The sequence below is a fragment of the Naumannella cuiyingiana genome, from assembly GCF_013408305.1.
Classification (GTDB): domain Bacteria; phylum Actinomycetota; class Actinomycetes; order Propionibacteriales; family Propionibacteriaceae; genus Naumannella; species Naumannella cuiyingiana.
On record NZ_JACBZS010000001.1, the window covers coordinates 341,241 to 361,413 of the forward strand.

Annotated in this window: 20 protein-coding genes, 1 tRNA gene and 1 pseudogene; 12 read left to right on the forward strand and 10 right to left on the reverse strand. The window is 70.8% G+C overall.

Translation table 11 applies throughout. From position 1 onward, the window contains the following. The first annotated feature begins 71 nt into the window (after positions 1–71). From GGQ54_RS01470 to GGQ54_RS01480, 3 genes and pseudogenes are all read left to right on the forward strand, one after another. Positions 72–959 (forward strand): ABC transporter substrate-binding protein, encoded by an 888-nt coding sequence (locus GGQ54_RS01470; RefSeq protein ID WP_179443769.1) that lies wholly within the window; start codon positions 72–74, stop codon positions 957–959. 2 nt (positions 960–961) lie between these two features. After that, positions 962–1,921, forward strand: a complete 960-nt coding sequence (locus GGQ54_RS01475; protein ID WP_179443770.1) for an amino acid ABC transporter permease — start codon at positions 962–964, stop codon at positions 1,919–1,921. Positions 1,922–1,980: 59 nt separating this feature from the next. Further along, a pseudogene (locus GGQ54_RS01480) lies at positions 1,981–2,727 on the forward strand (amino acid ABC transporter ATP-binding protein); the annotation flags it as partial. 139 nt (positions 2,728–2,866) lie between these two features. Here GGQ54_RS01480 and GGQ54_RS01485 read toward each other — a convergent pair. Further along, entirely contained in the window at positions 2,867–3,250 is a 384-nt protein-coding gene (locus GGQ54_RS01485) for a hypothetical protein (RefSeq protein WP_179443772.1), read from the reverse strand. Between the two features lie 227 nt (positions 3,251–3,477). Between GGQ54_RS01485 and GGQ54_RS01490 the strand changes: the two genes are divergently transcribed. Continuing rightward, positions 3,478–3,729 (forward strand): WhiB family transcriptional regulator, encoded by a 252-nt coding sequence (locus tag GGQ54_RS01490; protein ID WP_179443773.1) that lies wholly within the window; start codon positions 3,478–3,480, stop codon positions 3,727–3,729. A gap of 47 nt (positions 3,730–3,776) precedes the next feature. Here GGQ54_RS01490 and GGQ54_RS01495 read toward each other — a convergent pair whose 3' ends face one another. Beyond that, entirely contained in the window at positions 3,777–5,351 is a 1,575-nt protein-coding gene (locus GGQ54_RS01495; RefSeq protein ID WP_179443774.1) for a histidine kinase N-terminal domain-containing protein, read from the reverse strand. 119 nt (positions 5,352–5,470) lie between these two features. Here GGQ54_RS01495 and GGQ54_RS17730 point away from each other — a divergent pair, with 119 nt between their 5' ends. Next, complete coding sequence (locus tag GGQ54_RS17730; RefSeq protein WP_369797015.1) at positions 5,471–5,545, forward strand: 50S ribosomal protein bL37; 75 nt, start codon at positions 5,471–5,473, stop codon at positions 5,543–5,545. 114 nt (positions 5,546–5,659) lie between these two features. Here the strand turns inward: GGQ54_RS17730 and rsrA are convergent, their stop codons facing one another. The 4 genes from rsrA to GGQ54_RS01515 all read right to left on the reverse strand — a co-directional run bounded on the left by rsrA (position 5,660) and on the right by GGQ54_RS01515 (position 8,032). Continuing rightward, positions 5,660–5,923, reverse strand: a complete 264-nt coding sequence (rsrA, locus tag GGQ54_RS01500; protein WP_179443775.1) for a mycothiol system anti-sigma-R factor — start codon at positions 5,921–5,923, stop codon at positions 5,660–5,662. After that, the gene (locus GGQ54_RS01505) at positions 5,920–6,543 is read right to left on the reverse strand and encodes a sigma-70 family RNA polymerase sigma factor (RefSeq protein WP_179443776.1); all 624 of its coding nucleotides are present in this window, start codon (positions 6,541–6,543) and stop codon (positions 5,920–5,922) included. Before GGQ54_RS01505 ends, rsrA begins: the two co-directional genes overlap by 4 nt. A gap of 75 nt (positions 6,544–6,618) precedes the next feature. After that, positions 6,619–7,257, reverse strand: a complete 639-nt coding sequence (locus GGQ54_RS01510; RefSeq protein ID WP_179443777.1) for an alpha/beta hydrolase family protein — start codon at positions 7,255–7,257, stop codon at positions 6,619–6,621. 22 nt (positions 7,258–7,279) lie between these two features. Then, complete coding sequence (locus GGQ54_RS01515) at positions 7,280–8,032, reverse strand: SOS response-associated peptidase (RefSeq protein ID WP_179443778.1); 753 nt, start codon at positions 8,030–8,032, stop codon at positions 7,280–7,282. 85 nt (positions 8,033–8,117) lie between these two features. Between GGQ54_RS01515 and GGQ54_RS01520 the strand changes: the two genes are divergently transcribed. The 4 genes from GGQ54_RS01520 (at position 8,118) to GGQ54_RS01535 (ending at position 11,920) form a co-directional block, all read left to right on the forward strand. Beyond that, a complete protein-coding gene (locus tag GGQ54_RS01520) occupies positions 8,118–8,723 on the forward strand; it encodes a DoxX family membrane protein (RefSeq protein WP_179443779.1) in 606 nt (201 codons plus the stop codon). Positions 8,724–8,808: 85 nt separating this feature from the next. Further along, positions 8,809–10,059, forward strand: a complete 1,251-nt coding sequence (aroA, locus tag GGQ54_RS01525; protein WP_179443780.1) for a 3-phosphoshikimate 1-carboxyvinyltransferase — start codon at positions 8,809–8,811, stop codon at positions 10,057–10,059. Next, on the forward strand, positions 10,056–11,042 hold the full coding sequence (gene rsgA / locus GGQ54_RS01530) for a ribosome small subunit-dependent GTPase A (RefSeq protein WP_246292788.1): 987 nt from the start codon (positions 10,056–10,058) through the stop codon (positions 11,040–11,042). Before aroA ends, rsgA begins: the two co-directional genes overlap by 4 nt. Before the next feature lie 110 nt (positions 11,043–11,152). Continuing rightward, positions 11,153–11,920: an inositol monophosphatase family protein gene (locus tag GGQ54_RS01535; protein WP_246292790.1), complete on the forward strand. Its 768-nt coding sequence runs from the start codon at positions 11,153–11,155 to the stop codon at positions 11,918–11,920. Here the strand turns inward: GGQ54_RS01535 and serA are convergent, their stop codons facing one another. Both serA and GGQ54_RS01545 read right to left on the reverse strand, forming a co-directional pair. After that, a complete protein-coding gene (serA, locus tag GGQ54_RS01540; protein ID WP_179443783.1) occupies positions 11,921–13,123 on the reverse strand; it encodes a phosphoglycerate dehydrogenase in 1,203 nt (400 codons plus the stop codon). 60 nt (positions 13,124–13,183) lie between these two features. After that, a complete protein-coding gene (locus tag GGQ54_RS01545; protein ID WP_179443784.1) occupies positions 13,184–14,131 on the reverse strand; it encodes a hypothetical protein in 948 nt (315 codons plus the stop codon). A gap of 77 nt (positions 14,132–14,208) precedes the next feature. On the opposite strand from GGQ54_RS01545, the gene GGQ54_RS01550 reads away from it, so the two are divergent. Both GGQ54_RS01550 and GGQ54_RS01555 read left to right on the forward strand, forming a co-directional pair. Then, positions 14,209–15,354 carry an FUSC family protein gene (locus GGQ54_RS01550; protein WP_246292508.1) on the forward strand — a complete coding sequence of 382 codons (1,146 nt, stop codon included), beginning with the start codon at positions 14,209–14,211 and terminating at the stop codon, positions 15,352–15,354. 106 nt (positions 15,355–15,460) lie between these two features. After that, positions 15,461–15,537, forward strand: a tRNA-Met gene (locus GGQ54_RS01555). Positions 15,538–15,628: 91 nt separating this feature from the next. On the opposite strand, the gene GGQ54_RS01560 is transcribed toward GGQ54_RS01555, so the two are convergent. After that, positions 15,629–16,780: an AAA family ATPase gene (locus tag GGQ54_RS01560; protein WP_246292792.1), complete on the reverse strand. Its 1,152-nt coding sequence runs from the start codon at positions 16,778–16,780 to the stop codon at positions 15,629–15,631. Between the two features lie 91 nt (positions 16,781–16,871). Beyond that, on the reverse strand, positions 16,872–17,636 hold the full coding sequence (locus tag GGQ54_RS01565) for a putative ABC transporter permease (protein WP_179443786.1): 765 nt from the start codon (positions 17,634–17,636) through the stop codon (positions 16,872–16,874). 235 nt (positions 17,637–17,871) lie between these two features. Here GGQ54_RS01565 and GGQ54_RS01570 point away from each other — a divergent pair, with 235 nt between their 5' ends. After that, on the forward strand, positions 17,872–20,136 hold the full coding sequence (locus GGQ54_RS01570; protein ID WP_179443787.1) for a M6 family metallopeptidase: 2,265 nt from the start codon (positions 17,872–17,874) through the stop codon (positions 20,134–20,136). The last annotated feature ends 37 nt before the right edge of the window (positions 20,137–20,173 follow it).

Genomic DNA, 20,173 nt, shown 5'->3' on the forward strand with positions numbered 1-20,173 from the left:
TGGCGCCGGTTGGTGCCACCATGTCCGAAACGACCGACCGCGCATCGGCGCGGCACGACGGGAGGCATCCAATGAAGACGAGGCTCGCACTCGCCGGCGCCGCGGCCGCGGCGATCGCCCTGGCCGGCTGCGGCTCGACCTCGCTGACGGGCAACGCGCCGGATGGCGCCGACACCCCCGCCCCGCAGGTGCAGGCCGACCCGGCGCTGAATGCGAAGCTGCCGGAGAAGATCAAGTCCTCGGGCAAGATCGTGGTCGGCACGGACGCGTCCTACGCTCCGAACGAGTTCCTCGACGCCGACGGCAAGACGATCATCGGGATGGACATCGACGTGTTCGATGCGGTCGCGGCCAAGCTCGGCGTGCAGGCAGAGTGGCAGCCGGCGGCGTTCGACTCGATCATCGCCGGCATCGAGGGCGGGCGCTACGACGCCGGAATCTCCTCGTTCAACATCACCGACGAGCGCAAGAAGCAGGCCAACATGGTCTCCTACTTCGAGGCCGGTACGCAGTGGGCGACGGCCCCGGGCAACCCGAAGAAGGTCGACCCCGACAACGCGTGCGGGATGAAGGTCGCGGTGCAGACCGGCACCATCCAGCAGGAGGAGGACCTGCCGGAGCGCAACAAGAAGTGCGGCAACAACCCGATCGAGGTGCTGACCTTCACCGGGCAGGACGAGGCGACCGCGGCGCTGGTCAGCGGGCGCGCCGATGCGATGGTCGCCGACTCGCCGGTGATCGCCTACGCGGGCCAGCAGACCAATGGCCAGATCGAGGCGCTGGGCGAGGTCTATGACTCCGCGCCGTACGGGATCATCGTGCCGAAGGACCAGCCGGAGTACGCCGAGGCGATCGCCGAGGCGCTGACCCAGCTCAAGGCCGACGGCAGCTACGACCAGATCCTGCAGAAGTGGGACCTCGCCGACGGCGGCATCGACAGCTTCGCCGTCAACCCCTGATCATGGACGTCGACGAAGCCCGCCGGCCGGGCCTGATCAAGGCCCGGCCGGTGCCCCACCCGTGGCGCTGGGTGGCGATCGGCGTGATCGCGATCCTGTTCGCGATGCTGCTGAACCTGTTGATCAACAACCCGGCGTTCAACTGGCCGTTTGTCTTCGAGGCGATGAACCAGAAGCCGGTGATCGAGGGGTTCGTGATCGGTACGCTGCTGGTCACCTTCGTCTCGATGATCTTCGCCGTCGTGGGCGGCGTGATCCTCGCCGTGATGCGGCTCAGCGACAACCCGATCCTGTCGGCCGTGTCGTGGGCCTACACCTGGTTCTTCCGGGCCATCCCGCGCTACGTCTTGTTGACCGTGATGGGCGCGCTGGGCATCTTGTTCCCGCTCGACCGCGGGGGCGTCTCGATCGGCGTACCGTTCGACTGGCTGATCCTGCGCCTGTTCGGGATCGACGGCACCATGCGGATCGCCTCGTTCGACGCGAACGTGTTGTTCCAGGGCCTGTTCGGCGCCATCGTCGGCCTCGCGGCATCGGAGGCGGCCTACATGGCCGAGATCGCCCGGGCCGGCATCCTCAGCGTCGACAAGGGCCAGACCGAGGCGGCCGAGGCGCTCGGGATGAGCCCGCGCCAGACCACCTGGAAGGTCGTCCTGCCCCAGGCGATGCGGGTGATCGTGCCGCCGACCGGCAACGAGACGATCGCGATGCTGAAGGACACCTCGCTGCTGCTGGCAGTGCCGCTGACGACCGAGCTGTTCTTCCAGCTCAAGGGCATCGGCAGTCGGACCTATCAGATCTTCCCGGTCTACATGGCGGCGCTGTTGTACTACCTCGCCGCCTGCAGCGTGCTGATGGTCGGCCAGTCCTTCCTCGAGCGGCGGTTCGGCCGGGGCTTCGGCGCCCGCAGCCGCGCACGGCAGGCGCAGCAGGACGCCTCGAACGCGGTGGCGCAACGATGAGCGCCGAGCCGGACCGCTCCGGCGCCTGGGTCGAGCGGGACAAGATCGAGTCGGGACACCTGGTGGACGCGGTCAACGTGACCAAGTCGTTCGGCTCCAATGTGGTGCTGCAGGGGGTGGACTGTCACGTCGATCGCGGCGAGGTGGTCTGCCTGCTCGGGCCGAGCGGCTCGGGCAAGACCACCTTCCTGCGGCTGATCAACCAGATGGAGACGCTGACCGGCGGCCGGATCTACGTCGACGGCGAGCTGGTCGGTTTCACCGAGCGCGGCGGGCGCCTGCACGCGCGGCGGCCCAAGGACATCGCCCGGCAGCGCGCACGGATCGGCATGGTGTTCCAGCGGTTCAACCTGTTCCCGCACATGACGGCGTTGGAGAACGTCACCGTCGCCCCGCGTACCGTCGCCGGGGTCGATGCGGCCACCGCGCGCCGGGAGGCGATGGAGCTGCTGGATCGGGTCGGCCTCGCCGATCGCGCGGGCTACTACCCCAACGAGCTGTCCGGCGGGCAGCAGCAGCGAGTGGCGATCGCGCGTGCCCTGGCGATGAAGCCCGACCTGATGTTGTTCGACGAGCCCACCTCGGCCCTCGATCCCGAGCTGGTCGGCGAGGTGCTCGGCGCGATGCGCGCGCTGGCCGATCAGGGGATGACCATGATCGTGGTCACCCACGAGATGGGATTCGCCCGTGAGGTGGCCGACCGGGTGATCTTCATGGACGGCGGTGCGGTCGTCGAGGACGGTCCGCCGGAGCAGGTGCTCGGCAACCCGCGACACGAGCGCACCAGGGCGTTCATCGCCCGGGTCAGGCAGGAAGCCGCCGCGGAGGCCGAGCATGCCCAGACGCTGGGCGGCCCGGTCGATTCCGAACCGCAGTCCGATTCCGGCCCTGCTGGCGACTCCGGCCGGGCTACCGATTCCGGCCCTGCTGGCGATTCCGACCCTGCTACCGATTCCGACCAAGGACCTGATTCGCCGCGGGAGTGATCAGGCCGCCGATGATCACGATCGAGGCGACGAGCGCCGCAACCGCGATCGGGATCGTCTGACCACCCCAGAAGCTGATCGCCACCGGAATCTGCAGCAGTCCGGCGAAGATCGCGACGCTGCGAGCCCAGGGGCGCAGCCGGGCCAGGCCGCGTGCGGTGATCAGCAGCAGGACGGCGTACCCGGCGAAGGCCAGGCCGGTGGTGATGCCCACCTCCGGGCGCGAGGCCCGCGTACTGGCGAACTCGGCCACCGCCAGGCCACCGAAGGCCACCGCCAGCACGACAACCGTCACAGCGGCAACGCGCACGGACCCCGGCACCCCGGGCAACGGATCGGCCATGCCACAATCATGGCGGGAGCATCCGCGGCCGACAATCGCGCACCGGCGCGACGGCGCCGAAGTGTGAGACAGCCAACTCCGTTGACCCTTGTATTTCTTGTCACAAGTTGCCACGCTGGGATGCGGCACTCCCCCGGGCCGGAATCTTCTCCGGGTGCCCACGCCGATGACGCGCCGTGCGCGTCCATCTCGCGACGCCGGGCCGACGGACAAGGAGATGGAAGCGGATGGATTGGCGCCACAAGGCAGCCTGTCTGGACGAGGATCCGGAGCTGTTCTTCCCGATCGGGAACACCGGCCCGGCGCTGCTCCAGATTGAGGAGGCCAAGAAGGTCTGTCAGCGCTGCGATGTGCGCGAGGCGTGCCTGCAGTGGGCCCTCGAGGCGGGGCAGGACCACGGCGTCTGGGGCGGCATGAGCGAGGACGAGCGTCGGGCGCTGAAGCGCCGCGCCGCGCGGTCGCGGATCAGGTCGGCCTGAGCGACCAACAAACAACTCCCGGGGGGACGGGCTGACGCGATATCGCGTCAGCCCATTTCATTGCCCGCGCGATGCTCGTCCGGCGGCACCACGGGCACCCGGACCACCGCCCGCGACCCCTGGCCCGCCGGGTTCTGCTCCAGCACGAAGCTCCCCCCGAGGTCGCGGACCAGGGTGTCGACGATCGACAGACCGAGGCTCTGCCCGGCGCTCGGATCGAAATCGGACGGCAGGCCCTGCCCGTCGTCGCACACCTCGACCGTCAGCTCTCCCGCGTCGGTTCGCGGCCGGACCAGGACCGTGCCGGGCAGGTCTCCGAAACCGTGCTCGATCGCGTTCTGGCACAGCTCGGTGACGACCAGGGAGAGCGGGGTCGCGACGGTGGCCGGAACGCGCCCGAAGCTGCCCTCGCGCAGCACCCGGACATCCGAGCGAGAGGCCCGGCTGACATCGGCGACCATCCGCAGGACCCGGTCGGCGACCTCGTCGAAATCGACCACCTCGTCATAGCTTTGCGACAGGGTCTCGTGCACCACGGCAATCGCGGCCACCCGGCTCATCGCCTCGGCCAGGGCGGCCCTGGCCTCCGGCGAGTCGATCCTGCGCCCCTGCATCCGCAGCAGCGCCGCAACGGTCTGCAGGTTGTTCTTCACCCGGTGGTGGATCTCGCGGATGGTGGCGTCCTTGGTGACGAGTTGTCGCTCGCGCCGCCGCAGTTCGCTGATGTCCTTGCACAACACGATCGGAGGCAACGGGCCGTCGGGCCCGCGCAGTGGCAGGACCCGCAGACGCAACACCACGGCCCCGGACACCAGGTCCATCTCGCGTGCCGTGCCGCCGGCCAGGAACGCCGCCACCGGCTGCTGTGGCTGCTCGGTGACCAGTCGCGCCGTGACATCGGCCAGCCGCTCGTCCATCAGATCCTTGGTCAGGCCGAGGCGGCGGAAGGCCGTGGTCGCGTTCGGGGTCGCATAGGTGACCCGACCGCCGGCGTCGAGCCGGATCAGGCCGTCGCCCACGCGCAGGCTCTGGGTGGGGTCGAGCGGCTCGCCGGGGATCGGGAAATCGCCGGCCTGCAGCATCCAGGTGAGGATCTCGGCGATCTCGAGGTAGTTGTCCTCCAGGGTGCTCGGCGCCCGGACATTCATCTGGTTGGTGTGCCGCTCGATCACCGCGACGATGGCCGCGTCGGCGCGGACCTCGTCATCGGCGTCTCCCTCGAAATGGCCCTCCTCGAAGTCACCCGCCTCGAGGTGTTCTGCGACCTCGCAGGGCCGGCGTACCGGGAGCGCGAGCTGATCGACGGGAATGCCCGCCTGCAGCTTGTTGTCGCTGGTCTCCACCGGTTCGGCCGACAGGTAGGCCTCCACCACGCCGCTGTCCGGCTCGTAGGCGATCTCGTCGCCGACGACATCGTCCTCCAGCGCGGTCGGTCCGGTCGCCGGGCGGACCTGGGCGACGGCGCGGAAGATGTTCGGGTCGTCGGCATCGGGCAGCCAGAGGACCAGGTCGGAGAAGGACAGGTCGGCGATCAGGTGCCAGTCGCCGACCAGCCGCTCGAGCCACGCCGCGGTGGCCGGGTCGACGCCGAGCCGGTCGAGCTGATCGGACAACGTTGCCACGGCGGTCACCCTAGCGGCCGCTCCGGGCCGCGCCCGGGCCGTTCCGGGACCGGGCGCGCGGTGTGCGTGGGCTGTGGCCGCATGGCATACTGGCTCGCTGCACGATCAAGGAGGCTGCAATGGGCAAGACCGGCCGCAAGCGCCGCGCCCGCAGGAAGAAGGGCGCGAACCACGGCAAGCGCCCCAACGCCTGACGGCGACAACGACGAACGGCTACCGACGCCTGCCAAGCAGGCGTCGGTAGCCGCTTTCTCGGGGGGCTCGATTTCTCCGGGCCTGGGTTTCTCGGGGGCCCGGTGCACGGGGCCTCAGTTGGCGCGGAAGCGTACCGTCCGGCTGACGATCCGCACCCGCAGCGACTCCGGTGCGCTGATCCCGCTCGCCCCGCAGCAGCGGTGGACGAGCCGCTTCAGCGCATCCTCGGTGTCGAAGTTCTCCAGGCAGGGCTCGCAGGCCTCCAGGTGCGCCCGGATCGCGTCGACGCTGGCGCCGTCGAGCTCGGTGTCCAGGAATTCCTGCATCCGCCGCAACGCCTCCGCGCAGTCCACGTCGCCCAGCCCCTCGCGCGTCATGCCTGCGCCCCGATCAGGCCACGCTCGCGCGCGTGATCGGTCAACAATCCACGCAACTGGGTCCGACCGCGGTTCAGCCGCGACATCACGGTCCCGATCGGGGTCTCCATGATCTCCGCGATCTCCTTGTAGGAAAATCCCTCGACGTCGGCCAGATAGACCGCCATCCGGAACTCCGGCCGGAGTTGGGCCAGTGCCTCCTGGACATCACCGTCGGGGAGGCGGTCCAGCGCCTCGGTCTCCGCCGACCGCAGGCCGGTCGAGTCGTGGGTCGCGGCCCGGTGCAGTTGCCAGTCCTGGACATCCTCGCCGCCGGAGATCTGCGGCTGCCGCTGCGCCTTGCGGTAGGAGTTGATGTAGGTGTTGGTCAGGATGCGGTACAGCCAGGCCCGCAGATTGGTGCCCGGCTTGAACTGGTGGAACGACGCGAACGCCCGGGCGTAGGCGTCCTGGACGATGTCCTCGGCGTCGGCCGGGTTGCGGGTCATCCGCAGCGCCGCGCCGTAGAGCTGGTCCAGGTAGACCATCGCATCGCGCTCGAACCGGGCGCTGCGCTCGGCCTCGGTCTCGGTGGCGAGATCGACGTTGTTGCCCTCGGTCGGCTCCGTCGGCGTTGTCATCGCCCACGATCCTACCCGTTGTGGTCGGTCCAGGAGTGCTGTCGTCACACCGGTCCAACACGACCCGCCGGGGAGCTATTCCCCGGCGATCAGCGAGCGCGCCGCGGCCAGCACCGCATTCCGCGCCGGGACCGGGTCGGCGCGCGCCGGCGTCTTCATCCCGTGATCGGCGTCCGGGGCGCAGAACACCGCCACTCCCCCGTCCTCGCCGGTCGCGGCGGCGAGCTCGTCGGCCGTGCCGAAGGTGTCGCGGGTGCCCTGGACGACCGCGACGGGTACGCCGGCGCCGAGCAGCTCGGGCAGCCGAGAGCGGTCGGGACGCCCGGGCGGATGCAACGGGAACGCACAGCACAACACCGCGTCGGCGCCGGTGGCAGGCGCCGTCCGGCAGGCGACCCGGGCGCCCGCACTGCGGCCACCGGTGATCAGCCTCGCCGGCGCGACCGCCGCGCGCAGCGCGGCCACCGCCGGGAGCCAACCCTCGTCGAGCCGGGCCGGTGCCGGCGCGACCTTGCGCCCGGCGAGCCGCCAGGGTTGTTCGTAGCGGGCCACCCCGACGCCGTCGCCCGGCAGGCGGTCGGCCAGCAGGGCGAGGTCGAGCGCGTCGATACCGCCGCCGGCGCCGTGCCCGAGCAGGAACCAGGTGCCCGCCGGATCGCCCGACAGGTGCAGCCGGCCCGGCCCGAGCGGCGTCTCGACGAGGATGCCTTTCATGATCGAGAACTGCGGGCCATGATCAGAAGAGCCGTTCGGGGGCGTCGTCGGCGTCGGGCAGCGGCTCGACCAGCTCAGGTCCGTTGTTGGCGACATTGCCGACGGCCCTGGACACCGCATACGCCTCGAGCTCCGTGCCGACGCCGATCAGGTCGAGCAGCTCCGCCGGCTCCGAGATCGCGGGGTCGAGCCACCGCCCCCGATTCTCGGGAGCGACGAGCAGCGGCATCCGATCATGGATCTGGCCCACCGCATCGGTGGCGGTCGTGGTGATCACGGTGCAGGTACGCAGCCATGCCTGCGGGTCATCGTCGGCGCGGGAGGGGTCGCGCCAGAACTCATACAGCCCCGCCATCGCCAGCAGCGAGTGATCGGCATTGCGGACGAAGAACGGCTGCTTGCCGGGTTTGCCGCCGGGTCTCGCGGGCTCCGTGGCGTACCACTCGTAGTAGCCGTCGGCCGGCAGCAGGCAGCGCCGCGTTGCGAACGCCTTGCGAAAGGCGGGCTTCTCGGCGACGGTCTCGACCCGGGCGTTGATCATCCGCGCGCCGATCTTCGGGTCCTTGGCCCACGACGGGACGAGTCCCCAGCGCAGCGGGGCGAGCCGGCGCTGCGGCTCGCCGGTCTCCCGGTCGGTGCGCACGAGCACGGCCGGCACCTCGTCGGTCGGCGCGACGTTGTAGTCCGGCCCGGGCAGCTCGTCCATCACCTTGTCGATGCCGAATTCGCTGACCAGCCGGGTCTCGCCCGTCCAGTGGGCGTACCTCCCGCACATGCGGACGAGACTAGTCGGCCATGCCGACACATCGACCGGCCGACCACGGACTACGCTGTCGGGCACACCACTGAGAGGATCGACAATGCTGCGCTTCCTGGCCCGCACCATGCTCGCCAGCTATTTCGTCGCCGACGGGGTCAAGGCGGTACGCGATCCCGGCGCGAGTGCCGGGGAGCTCCGGCCCGTCGCCGAACGCGTCGTCCCGCTGGTCAAGTCCGCGGCCCCGCCGCAGGTCGCCTCGCTGATCCCCTCGCAACCGCGCACGCTTGCCCGCCTCACCGGCATCGCCCAGGTGATCGGCGGCATCTCGCTGGCCACCGGGATCGGTCGCCGGATGGGCGCGATCATCCTCGCCGCGACGCTGGTGCCGCAGGTGATCGCGGCCAGCCCGCTCGGCGGCCGGAGCACCGATGACGACGACGAGGAGCAGCGCGGGCGCGACTTCCTGGTCAGCCTGAGCCTGCTCGGCGCGACCCTGTTGGCCAGCGGCGACACCCAGGGCCGGCCCAGCCTCGGCTGGCGCGCCGACCACGTCCGGCGCGATCTGGCCAAGTCGGCGGACAAGCACCTGAACCGGGTCGAGAAGACGGCCGAGAAGAAGCTCGACGGCCTCGACAAGAAGGCGCGGCGGGCGGCGAAGAAGGCGCGGCGCTCGGCCAAGAAGGCCAAGAGCGACCTCAACCTGTGATCCGGCAGCCAGCGTGACACTCGACGGCACCCCCGCCCCTCGGCGCAGGGCCGGAACCTGGTCGGCCCCGGCCGCGGGCAGCCGGATGCACACCTCGGTACCGGTACCCGGGTCGAAGTCGGAGACCAACCGAGCGCTGGTCCTGGGCGCGCTCGCCGACGGCCCGTCCTCGCTGCGCGGTGGCCTGGACGCCCGCGACACCGCCCTGATGCGCGATGCGCTGCGCCGGCTCGGCACGGTCATCGACGATTCCGATCCCGAGCGCTGGCAGATCGAGCCGCCGGCCGAGCCGTCCGGCGACGGCCTGATCGATTGCGGTCTGGCCGGCACGGTGATGCGGTTCGTGCCGCCGATCGCGGCGTTCGCCTCCGGCGAGTTCCGCTTCGACGGCGACGCCGAGGCCCGGGAGCGCCCGCTCGGCCCGCTGCTCACCGCCCTCGATGACCTCGGCGCCCGGATCGCCGGGCAGCCCGTCGGGCTGCCCTTCGACATCACCGGGCGGCCCGACCTGCCCGGCGGCCCGGTGGCGCTGGACGCGTCGGGATCGAGCCAGTACATCTCGGGCCTGCTGCTCGCGGGTGCGCGCTACCGGCGGGGCGTCGACGTCCGGCACATCGGCGAGTCGCCGGTGCCCTCCCGCCCCCACGTCGAGATGACGGTGGCGATGCTGCGCGAGCGCGGGGTTCGCGTGGACACGGGCGAGGAGAACCGGTGGGTCGTCTGGCCGGGCCCGATCGCCGCCCGCAACCTGGTGATCGAGCCGGACCTGTCCAATGCCGCGGTGTTCGCGGCGGCGGCGGCGGTCGCCGGGGGCCACATCACGATCCCGGACTGGCCGACCCGGACGCGACAGCCCGGCGATCGGATCCGCGACATCCTGACGGCCTTCGGCGCCGTCGTCGAACTCGACGGTCGCGGCCTGACCGTGACCGGTGGGCACTCGCTGCAGGCCGTCGAGTTGGACCTGCGCGATGCCAGCGAGCTCACCCCCGTGGTGGCCGCCATCGCGGCGCTCGCCGACGGCACCTCCACGATCACCGGGGTCGGCCACATCCGCGGCCACGAGACCGACCGGCTGGCCGCCCTGGAGAACGAGCTGAACGGCCTCGGCTCGCACGTGCGGCAGACCGACGACGGCCTGGTGATCGAACCGCGACTGCTGCACGGCGGCACGTTCGCCAGCTATGCCGATCACCGGATGGCACACGCCGCCGCGCTGCTCGGGCTGGTCGTCCCCGACGTCGTCGTCGACGACATCGACTGCACGGCCAAGACGATGCCGGACTTCCCGAGGCGCTGGCAGGCCATGATCGACGACTCGCAGAGGTACACCTGAGCGCGGGCCGGCGGATCGGCACCGATGATCATGAGGGCTTCGACCGGCCCCGGCGCCGCACCCGCCCACGGACCAAGAATCGGCCCGACTACTCCGAGGCCGAGATCGGCATGATCACCTCGATCACCCGCGGGCGCTATCAGGTGCTCGTCGGCGACCGTCCGGTGATCGCGGTGAAGGCTCGCCAGCTCGGCCGCAAGGCCGCGATCGTCGGCGACCGGGTGCGCGTGGTCGGCGACACCTCCGGTGCGGAGGGTACGCTCGCGCGCATCGTCGACGTGGAAGCGCGGCGCTCGGTGCTGCGGCGTACCGCCGACGACGACGATCCCTACGAGCGGCCGATCGTCGCGAATGCCGATCAACTGGTGATCGTCACCGCGCTCGCCGACCCGCCGCCGCGGACCGGCATGATCGACCGGATCCTGGTGGCCGGCTACGACGCGGGCGTCGCGCCGCTGCTCTGCCTGACCAAGGCGGATCTGGCGTCGCCGGATGATCTTGTCGCGGCCTATGCCCCGCTCGACGTGCCGATCGTGGTGCTCGATCCCGATGCCGAGCTGGCCCCGCTCCAGGACGCCTTGCAGGACAGGGTTTCGGTGCTGGTCGGACATTCGGGCGTGGGCAAGTCGACGCTGGTCAACCGGCTGATCCCCGACGCCGATCGGGCGACGGGCGGGGTGAACGAGGTGACGGGCCGCGGCCGGCACACCTCCACCTCGGCCATCGCGTTGCCGCTACCCGGTGGCGGCTGGGTGATCGACACCCCGGGTGTGCGGTCGTTCGGACTGAGCCATGTCGATCCGGCGACGATCATCGCGGCGTTCGGCGATCTTGCCGAGATCGCGCGCGACTGTCCTCGCGGCTGTGATCATCGCACCGGCGCCCCGGACTGCGCGCTGGACCCGGCCGTCGCGGCCGGCCGGGTGAGCGCGGAGCGGGTCGCCTCGTTCCGCCGGATGATCAGCGCCGAGCGCGAGCCGTGACCGCGCTCCGGGCACCGCGCGGCTAGGCTGCCGCCATGGCGGGTGAGCGCAGGGGTGAGACGCGGACCGGGGAGGCGACCAACGCGGACTCCCGCGGCCTGATCGAGGACATGCGGGTCGCCCACATGCTCGCCGACAATGCCGACGCGATCTCGCTGGACCGGTTCCGGGCCAGCGATCTTCGGGTGGATGCCAAGCCCGACCTGACCGAGGTCACCGACGCCGACATCGCCGTCGAGGAGGCGGTCCGGGCCGTGCTGCGCAAGGCCCGCCCCCGCGACGCGGTGCACGGCGAGGAGCTGGCCGACACCGGACACGGGCCCAGGCGCTGGGTGATCGACCCGATCGACGGCACCCGCAACTACGTGCGCGGCGTACCGGTGTGGGCCACCCTGATCGCCCTCTTCGACGGCGACGAGGTGGTGCTCGGCTGCGTCTCCGCGCCGGCGCTGGGCCGGCGCTGGTGGGCCAGCCGCGGCGGCGGGGCGTACACGGGGAAGTCGTTCCGCTCCCCCACCGAGTGCCGGGTCAGCGAGCTCACGCGGATCGAGGACGCCTCGCTGTCCTACTCCGATGTCGCGGGCTGGGTCGCCACCCCGCACGGCCAGCCGTTCGTCGACCTGATGCGGCGCTGCTGGCGTACCCGCGCCTACGGCGACTTCTGGTCCTACATGCTCGTCGCGGAGGGCGCGGTCGACATCGCCTGCGAACCCGAGCTGGCGCTGCACGACATGGCCGCCTGCTCGATCATCGTCACCGAGGCCGGCGGCCGGTTCGGCAATGTCGCCGGCGCCGACGGGCCGGTCGGCCCCGGCGCCCTGGCCACGAACGGCCGGCTGCACGACGCGGTGGTCGCCCAACTCGCGCCGCGGGAGTGATCAGCCCTCGGCGTCGATGACGCGCAGCTCGACGGTCTCGGGCAGGGCGCGCAACCGGTCGGCCAGCTCGGCCGGGATCGGCGCAGCCGTGTCCGTGACCACGTAGCCCAGCTCGCCGCGGGTCGCCAAGGACTGGGAGTCGATGTTGGCGCCGTGCTCGGCGAGCAGCGAGTTGACCCGGGCCAGCACCCCGGGCACGTTGGCGTGCAGATGCAGCAGCCGCGAGCCGGCCGGCGGGCCGACCGCGACCGTCGGCAGGTTGACCGACATCGTGGTGGCGCCGCTGCGGGCGTAGTCGCGCAGCTTGCCGGCCACGTAGCGGCCGATGTCCTCCTGGGCCTCCTGGGTGGAGCCGCCGATGTGCGGGGTGAGGATGACATTGTCCAGACCCTGCAGCACGGAGCTGAAGCCCTCCCCGGCCGCGGCGGGCTCCTCGGGGAAGACATCGACGGCGGCGCCGGCGATGTGGCCGGACAGCAGGTTGTCGCGCAGCGCCTCGTGGTCGACGACCAGCCCGCGGCACAGATTGAGAAAGATCGATCGCGGCCGCATCCGCGCGAACTGGTCGGCGCCGAACAGCCCGGCATTGCCCGGGCGCCCGTCCACGTGCAGCGAGATGGTCTCGCAGGTCTGGAGCAGTTCGTCGAGGGTCTCGACCTGGCGGGCATTGCCGAGCGGCAGCTTGTCGGCGATGTCGTAGAACGACACCCGCATGCCGAGCGATTCGGCGACCACGGAGAGCTGGCTGCCGATGTTGCCGTAGCCGACGATGCCGAGGGTACGCCCGCGCACCTCGTGTGCGCCCTTGGCCGACTTGTCCCAGCGGCCGGCGTGCATGGCGGCGTTCTTGTCGCCGAGCCGGCGAGCCAGCGAGATGATCTCGGCGACCGCCAGCTCGACAACGCTGCGGGTGTTGGAGAACGGGGCGTTGAACACCACCGTGCCCTCACCCGCGGCGGCGTCCAGGTCGATCTGGTTGGTACCGATGCAGAAGGCGCCGACGGCCGCCAGGTCGGGCCGGGCCGACAGCACCTCGGCGGTGACCTGGGTCTTGGAGCGGATGCCGAGCAGGTCGACGCCGTCCAGCGCGGCGACCAGCTCGTCGGTGCCCAGCGCACCGGAGCGGGTCTCCACCTCGAATCCGGCGTCGGTGAGGATCTCGACGGCGCAGGGATGGATGTTCTCGAGCAGCAGGGCCTTCACGTCGGACAACTCTAGGCCGGGCGCGTGACCCTGCCGGTCGCCGACCGGCTGGCGGTCGATTCAGATGGCCTCGACGAACAACCGCAGCGATCGCGCGGTGGTCGCGACGTCCTCGCTGCCGCTGAACGGCATGACCGCGATCAGGTAGCCGTCGGCGACGGTGGCGCAGGCGGTCAGCGGGTCGTCGGTGGCGCACCAGGCACCGTCGACCTGTGTCGCTTCGCCGGCGTCGGACCCGGCCATGGTCTCGGCATAGCTCTTGGCGTCGAAGGTCCCGTCATCGGCCATCGCGGAGACGGTGAGGCTGCGCGAGTAGTCCGAGTTCACATAGCTGGCCACGACGAGGTCGCCGCTGACGACCGGATCGCCCATCAGCTCGAGCCCGTCGAAACTCTTCGGGAGATCGATCGCGCCGCTGCCGGGCGGCCGCGTCGGATCGGGTTCGGTGGGGTCGGTGGGTTCCTGCGCGGTCGGGGCGGGCACCTGGGGCGGAGCGGGCGCCTCGACGGTCGGCGCAGCGCGTGGGCGGCCGAAACCCGACGTGCCGAGCCAGGCGACGCCCGTGACCAACAGCACCGCCACGATCGCGCCCGCGACGATCCACGGCGCCTTGCTGCCGCGGCGCGGCGGCTGCTGGGGTGGCCACGGACCCTGGGGCTGCTGGGGCGGATACGGCTGCCCCGGCCCGGCGAGGGGTGGCTGCTGTCCGGCGTACGGCGAAGGCCCCGCGTAGGGCTGTTGGCCGTAGGGCTGCGGGCCGTAGGGCTGCGGGCCCCGGTTGGGCGGCTGCTGCCCGTGCGGCGGCTGCTGCCCGTAGGGCTGCTGACCGTACGGGGGCTGACCGTACGGGGGCTGGCCCTGGGGCGGTTGCTGCCCGTACGGCTGCGGGCCCGGGGCGGGCGGTCGCTGGCCGGGTTGCGGAGCCGGGGGCTGCGGGGGCGGACCCTGGAAGCCGGGCGGCGTGAACTGCGGACCGCGCGGTTCGTTCGGGTCGTGCGATTGGGTCATCGGTTCTCCCCTACAGGTGGCGGGCGGCACGCTAGCACCGGCGGGGAGCGCTGAGCGATGTGCGGGAGGATGGGGCCATGGATGCGGACCGGCCGGCGAGGCTGCGCGCGGCGATGGTGCGCGCCTTCGACCTCAGCGAAAGATCGGTACGCCGCAGCCGCCGCTCCCTCGGCGAGGGCTGGGAGCGCCTGCATGCCCGGTTCTGGATGATCGCACAATGCGCGCTCACCGCGGGCCTCGCCTGGTGGCTGGCGATCGTGGTGCTCGGGCACCCGATGCCGGTGTTCGCGCCGGTGGCGGCGGTGATCACGCTCGGACTCAGCTTCGGGCAGCGCTACAGCCGGGCGCTCGAGGTCGGCATCGGGGTCGCGATCGGCGTGCTCACCGGGGACATCTTCGTGACGGTCGCCGGGACCGGCGTGTGGCAGATCATGGTGGCCGCGCTGATCGCCATGTCGGCAGCGACGCTGCTCGGCGCGCGAAATCTGATGATCATCCAGGCGGGCGTGCAGTCGATCATCGTGCTCACGCTGTTGCCCCAACCCGGCCAGGGGCTCGGGCGCTGGCTGGACGCCCTGTTGGGATGCGCGTTGGCGATGCTGATCGCGACCCTGGCGCCGGCCGGGCCGGTGATCAAACCGCGGGTGACCGCCGCGCGGATCCTCGGCGAGGTGGCGAGCTGCCTGCGCGCCTGCCGGGACGCGCTGGACGCCCGCGACGCCGAGGCCGCCGATGTCGCGCTGCGCCAGGCCCGGAACAGCGAGCGGCTGCTGGACACGATGTCGCAGGCGGTGACCGAGGGGCTGGCGGTGATCCGGCACTCGCCCTTCCGGCGCGGACAACGCGAGCGGATGGAGGCACTCGCCGATCTCTATGACCCGCTGGACCGGCTGACCCGCAACCTGCGGGTGCTGGCCCGACGCAGCGCGGTGGCGCTGTGGCGCGACGAGCCGAGCGTGCCGATGGCGTACCTCGCACTGATGCAGCAGGTCGCCGGTGTCGCCGACTTCTGCGCGGGGGAACTGTTCGAGGGACGGATCCCGACGGCGGCGCGCGCCCGGATCCTGGAGCTGGCGCGGGCGAGTTCCCGGCTGAAGATGGCGAGTGGCCTGTCCGCGGTCGTCGTGTTGGCGCAGCTTCGCTCCATGCTCGCCGACCTGCTGGAGCTGACCGGGATGAGCTACCCCGATGCCCGCGAGGCGATCCCGGAGCTGCGCGAGTGAGCCGCCGCACGTGGATACCGACGTTTGCGTCAGATGTGACGCAAACGTCGGTATCCGCGCGCGATTTGGCTCGCCGGTGACCAGCGGCTATAGTCAATCTTCGCGACGCGGGGTGGAGCAGTTCGGTAGCTCGCTGGGCTCATAACCCAGAGGTCACAGGTTCAAATCCTGTCCCCGCTACCACGGAAGGGCCGCTGACCAGGCAAGACGCCGGTCAGCGGCCCTTCGCTTTGCCGCGGCGATCCGGACGGGCGGTGGGCGCTCTCGTCGCGTGTCAGATGGCTTGGGGATAGAGGCGTTGGAGCGCGGTTCGAGCGTCTTCTTCGATCAATCGGGCAAGATCATCGTCCCCGAAGCCGATCTCACTGAGCCGGTCAGCCTGGGCCGTGACTGCCAGGTCCAGGACGCTGCGGACACTGCGCGCGTTCGCCCAGCCCTTCGGTGGAGCAGCAGCCAACCGCGTGAACGCCTGCCCGAGCAGCCGAAGCGCCTCCGGATCCCATCCATAGTCGCCCTTCTCCGCCATGGACTCAGCCACGCGAACGAGCGTCGGCCCGTCGAAGTGCTCGAATGTCACCGTGTTTGCGAACCGTGAGCGTAGACCCGGGTTGGAGTCCAGGAATCGATCCATCTCCTCCGCGTAGCCAGCCGCGATCACCGCTGTTGTGGCGCGGTCGTTCTCCATTCGTGCGAGCACGGTCTCCACCGCTTCCCGCCCGAAGTCGTTGCTCGATTCAAATCCACGCGGCACGAGGGAGTACGCCTCATCAATGAACAAGACCCCACCGCGCGCTTCGTCGAATGCTTCGGTTGTCTTGATCGCGGTCTCCCCGACGTGTTGGCCCACAAGCCGCCCTCGATCTGCCTCCACCACGTGACCGGACGGAAGCGCTCCCATGGCGACCAAGGCATTACCCCAGATGCGCGCAACCGTGGTCTTCCCGGTTCCGGGCGGGCCCGAGAAGATCGCGTGATAACCGCTCTCGGCCACCGCCATTCCCCGCACCTTCCGCTCCTGATCAAGCGCGACCCGACGAGCCATCCGCCGCACCTGCTCAGCCACGGCCTCCAGCCCCGGCAAGCCGTCAAGTTCTGCGAGCACGCGGTTCAACCGTTCCGGATCACGCGGATCCACCGCAGGGCTCGCTGGGCGTGCGGGAGGCGCCGATATGGGAGCAAGCGGAGCGGGATCGTCCACTTGCTCGTGCGCCTGAGGCTGACGATGAGGGCGGTCGGCCACAACACGGCCCCCTGTCGTGGGCTCGGTAACGGAGGCAGGGGCACCATCTTTCGCGCGGCCTCTGAGAAACAGCCCGATCAGCCCACCGATGACGGCACCGGCAGGTGCCCCGACCAGCAGTCCACCCATGGCCAGGGCGAGCACGATCACAACCGGCAGCGCGGGCGCGTCCGGGCTGCCCAGCATCTCGCCCACGGCGAAGATCGTTACGAGGACCAGCCCAGCACCCGCTCCGACCGCCGCCGCCTTGGCAATTCGTCCCATCGCTTTACCCCGCTCATCCCTGCCCCGCGGTGCGGGCGCGCTCCAGCATGGCCTCGCGCTCGGCGCTGGGCACGCGCAGGTCCAGGCGTACCCGGCTGGGCTCGATGCCCCGGGCTTGCAGATACTCCTGGACCAGGTTCATCCGGGGGAACGTCCAGGCCATCACCACATCGGGCGCGAGCGTGTCGATCGCGCGCCCCAGCGCCCCGCTCGGCACGGGCCGGCCGGCCTCCAGCGCGTCCACCTTGGCCCGCAGCCGGGCGAAGGCGGCCAGCGTCAGCGCGATGCCGGCCGCGGCGACGATGCAGGCGGCCAGCAGCAGCCGGTCGCCGAGCGGTTGCGGGATCGCGTCGATCAGCCGCCCGATCGGCGGATCGATCACATAGATCAGCAGCAGGGACAGCAAGCCCCAGTACAGCGAGTACTGGGCGCAGACCCGGCCGTGCAGGTTCAGCGGCTCGTTGCTGTAGTCCCAGAAGATCGTGTGGAACAGCTTCTCCATCACGAACGAGGCGACATACTCCAGCACGGTGCCGACCACGATGCCGACGAAGAACAACAGGATCGGGTCGTGCAGATAGGGCAACAAGAAGGCGGTGATGGCCACCCCGCCCAGTCCGTAGATCGGGCTGAGCGGCAGGTAGAGCACCCCGAGCCGCGACTCGATCACACCCTCGCGCGCAAAGGCGTACACCATCTCCACGACAACGCCGAGGACACTGAAGATCAGGAAGCCCCACAGCGCCGTGTACCAGAACTCCGAGAACACGCTATCCACCCCCAGACCACCCCCACGTCGAGCCTCGCAGCCACCCGACCCCGATGTCCATGCCCGCCGCCCCCGGCGCTCGCGCACCTGAAGAACACCTCAAGGTTTCCCACAAATCTCGCCGTTCACCTTCCGCGCCGTCACCGATCATGGTTTGCTGCCGACTGGACCGGGCGCCCCCAGGGCCCGGCTGTCCATGCCAGGAGGGTCCGAGATGCGCCGAGGTGGATGGCACCGTGGTCTGATGGCGGCCGGTGCGGCCGCCGCGCTGGTCACCACGGGGCTGGTCGCTCCGCTGACCGCCTCCGCGGAGCCGCCACCCTCGCCCCCCGCCGACGCCGGCGCTGCGCCCGCCGACGACACCCGCGCCCCCCGCGCCGACCTGGTCAAGTCGCCCCGCGCCCGGCTCAGCGACGCCGAGAAGCGCGAGTTCGGCGACGAGGCGCCGCAGTTGCGACGCCAGCGCAGCAGCGCTCCCCCGGCGGCCACCGGCACGCCGATCGGCGGCACCAAGCCGTGGCTGGTGCTCGACGACGCCGAGGGCGTCTACGCCCCCGAGGAGTTCACCCTGCGCGCGGTGGGCAACAACATCGAGATCTGGGTGCAGTCCGACATCAACTTCCCCGACGGTGACTGCCGCAACGACGGCGTACGCAATGTGATCACCGACGACCAGGTGAACGCGATGGTCGCCGAGTTCGACACCAACATCCTGCCCACCGAGTCCGAGGCCTTCTCCACCGCACCCGCCCGCGACGGCAGCGCCCAGACCGATGTCGGCTTCGGCGGCCCGCTGTGGGAACTGCTCGGTGGCGGCGACCCAGAGTTCTACGTCGGCGACGGCGACTCCACGGTCGTGCTGGTCTCGAATGTCCGCGACGCAAACTTCTACGACCCGACGACGCCCGAGGGCTCGACCTTCATCGCGGGCTTCTTCTCCCCGCTGTTCAACGAGGCCTTCGACCGCAACGTGATGACGATCGACTCCTACGACTGGCTGCACCGCACGGGCGCCAATCCGCCCGACGGCGGCGCCGGGGGCCTGTGCTCGTCCGAACAGCCGGCGCGTCCGCGCAACTACGAGTCGACCTTCGCCCACGAGTACCAGCACCTGCTGCACTACTACACCGATCCGGGCGAGACGACCTGGCTGAACGAGGGCCTGTCCGACTACGCCCAGACGCTCGTCGGCTACTCCGACACCACCATCCCCTACGGCCGCGTCGGCGCCGACTCGCACATCACCTGCTACCAGGGCTTCTACGCAACGAAGAGCTTCCCCTACTGCGGTGCCGAGAACTCGATCACCCGCTGGGAGGACCAGCCGAACGAGATCCTCGCCGACTACGGGGCGGCGTACGCCCTGGTCACCTACCTCGCCGACCGCTACGGCGAGGACCTGATCACCGCCCTGCACCGCGACGGCAGCGCGACCGGCCTGACCTCCCTGCAGAACTGGCTGACCGCGAATGCCGACAAGACGAGCTCCGGCGACGTGCTGGAGGACTTCGTCGCGCAGATGGCCCTCGACCGGCTGCTCGACTCCGGGGCAAAGGGCCTGACCGACGCCGAGAAGGCGCGCTTCACCTCGGCCCGGCTCTCCTCGGCGATCCGCTGGGACTGGGCGGGCTCGGCCAGCTCGCCGGGCGCGCCGACCAACGGCGCCGACTTCGTTCTCGCCGCCACCGACCGCCCGTTCGACTACGGCGTCACGTTCGCCGGGGCCAAGACGTATCCGGTCAAGCCGCTGGAGTGGCAGGTCTCCTCCGGCGAGCTGTGGAGCGGCGAGGGCGACGATGTCGACCGCAGCGCCGTCGTCGAGGCGAGCGTGCCCGCCGGCGGCGGGGCGCTGACGTTCGAGTCGCGTACCGAGATCGAGACCGGTTGGGACTTCGGCATCGTGCAGGTCTCCACCGACGGAGGTGAGACCTGGACCACCGTGCCCGGCGACGCCACCACGAGCGAGCACGCCTCCGGCGCCGACGGCACCATCGTCGGCCTGCTGCCCGGCCTGACCGGCACCGCCGACTGGGCCACGCGTACCTACGACCTGGCCGCCTATGCCGGCAAGGACGTGCTGATCTCGTTCCGTTACCTGACCGACGCCGCGACCAACGGCAACGGTGCGGAGCCGACGGGATGGTGGGTTCGCGACGCCGCCGTGGGCGGCACCGAGATCGACCTCGGCACCGCGCGGTCGGCGACCCAGGTCCGTCCCGATCCCGTCCAGGGCTGGTCGCTGCAGCTCGTCGGCTGGGACGGCACGAAGCGCGTCGGCCACCTCGAGGTGCCGGTCGGTGCGGACGGACGCGCCGAGGTCTCGGCGGCAAAGGTACGCCGGGAGATGCGCGGCGCGAAGTCGCTCGGTGCCATCGTGATGGCCCATGACCCGAGCGAGACCGCGGACTCCTACGCCGGCTACACGCTGAGCATCGGCGGACGCACCCAGGCCGGCGGCGGCGATCCCGGAGCGAATCCGGCGGCTCGTTCCTCGAAGTCCGGCAACTAGCTGTCGCTGGCCAACACCCGCCCGGGTGACGGGCGAC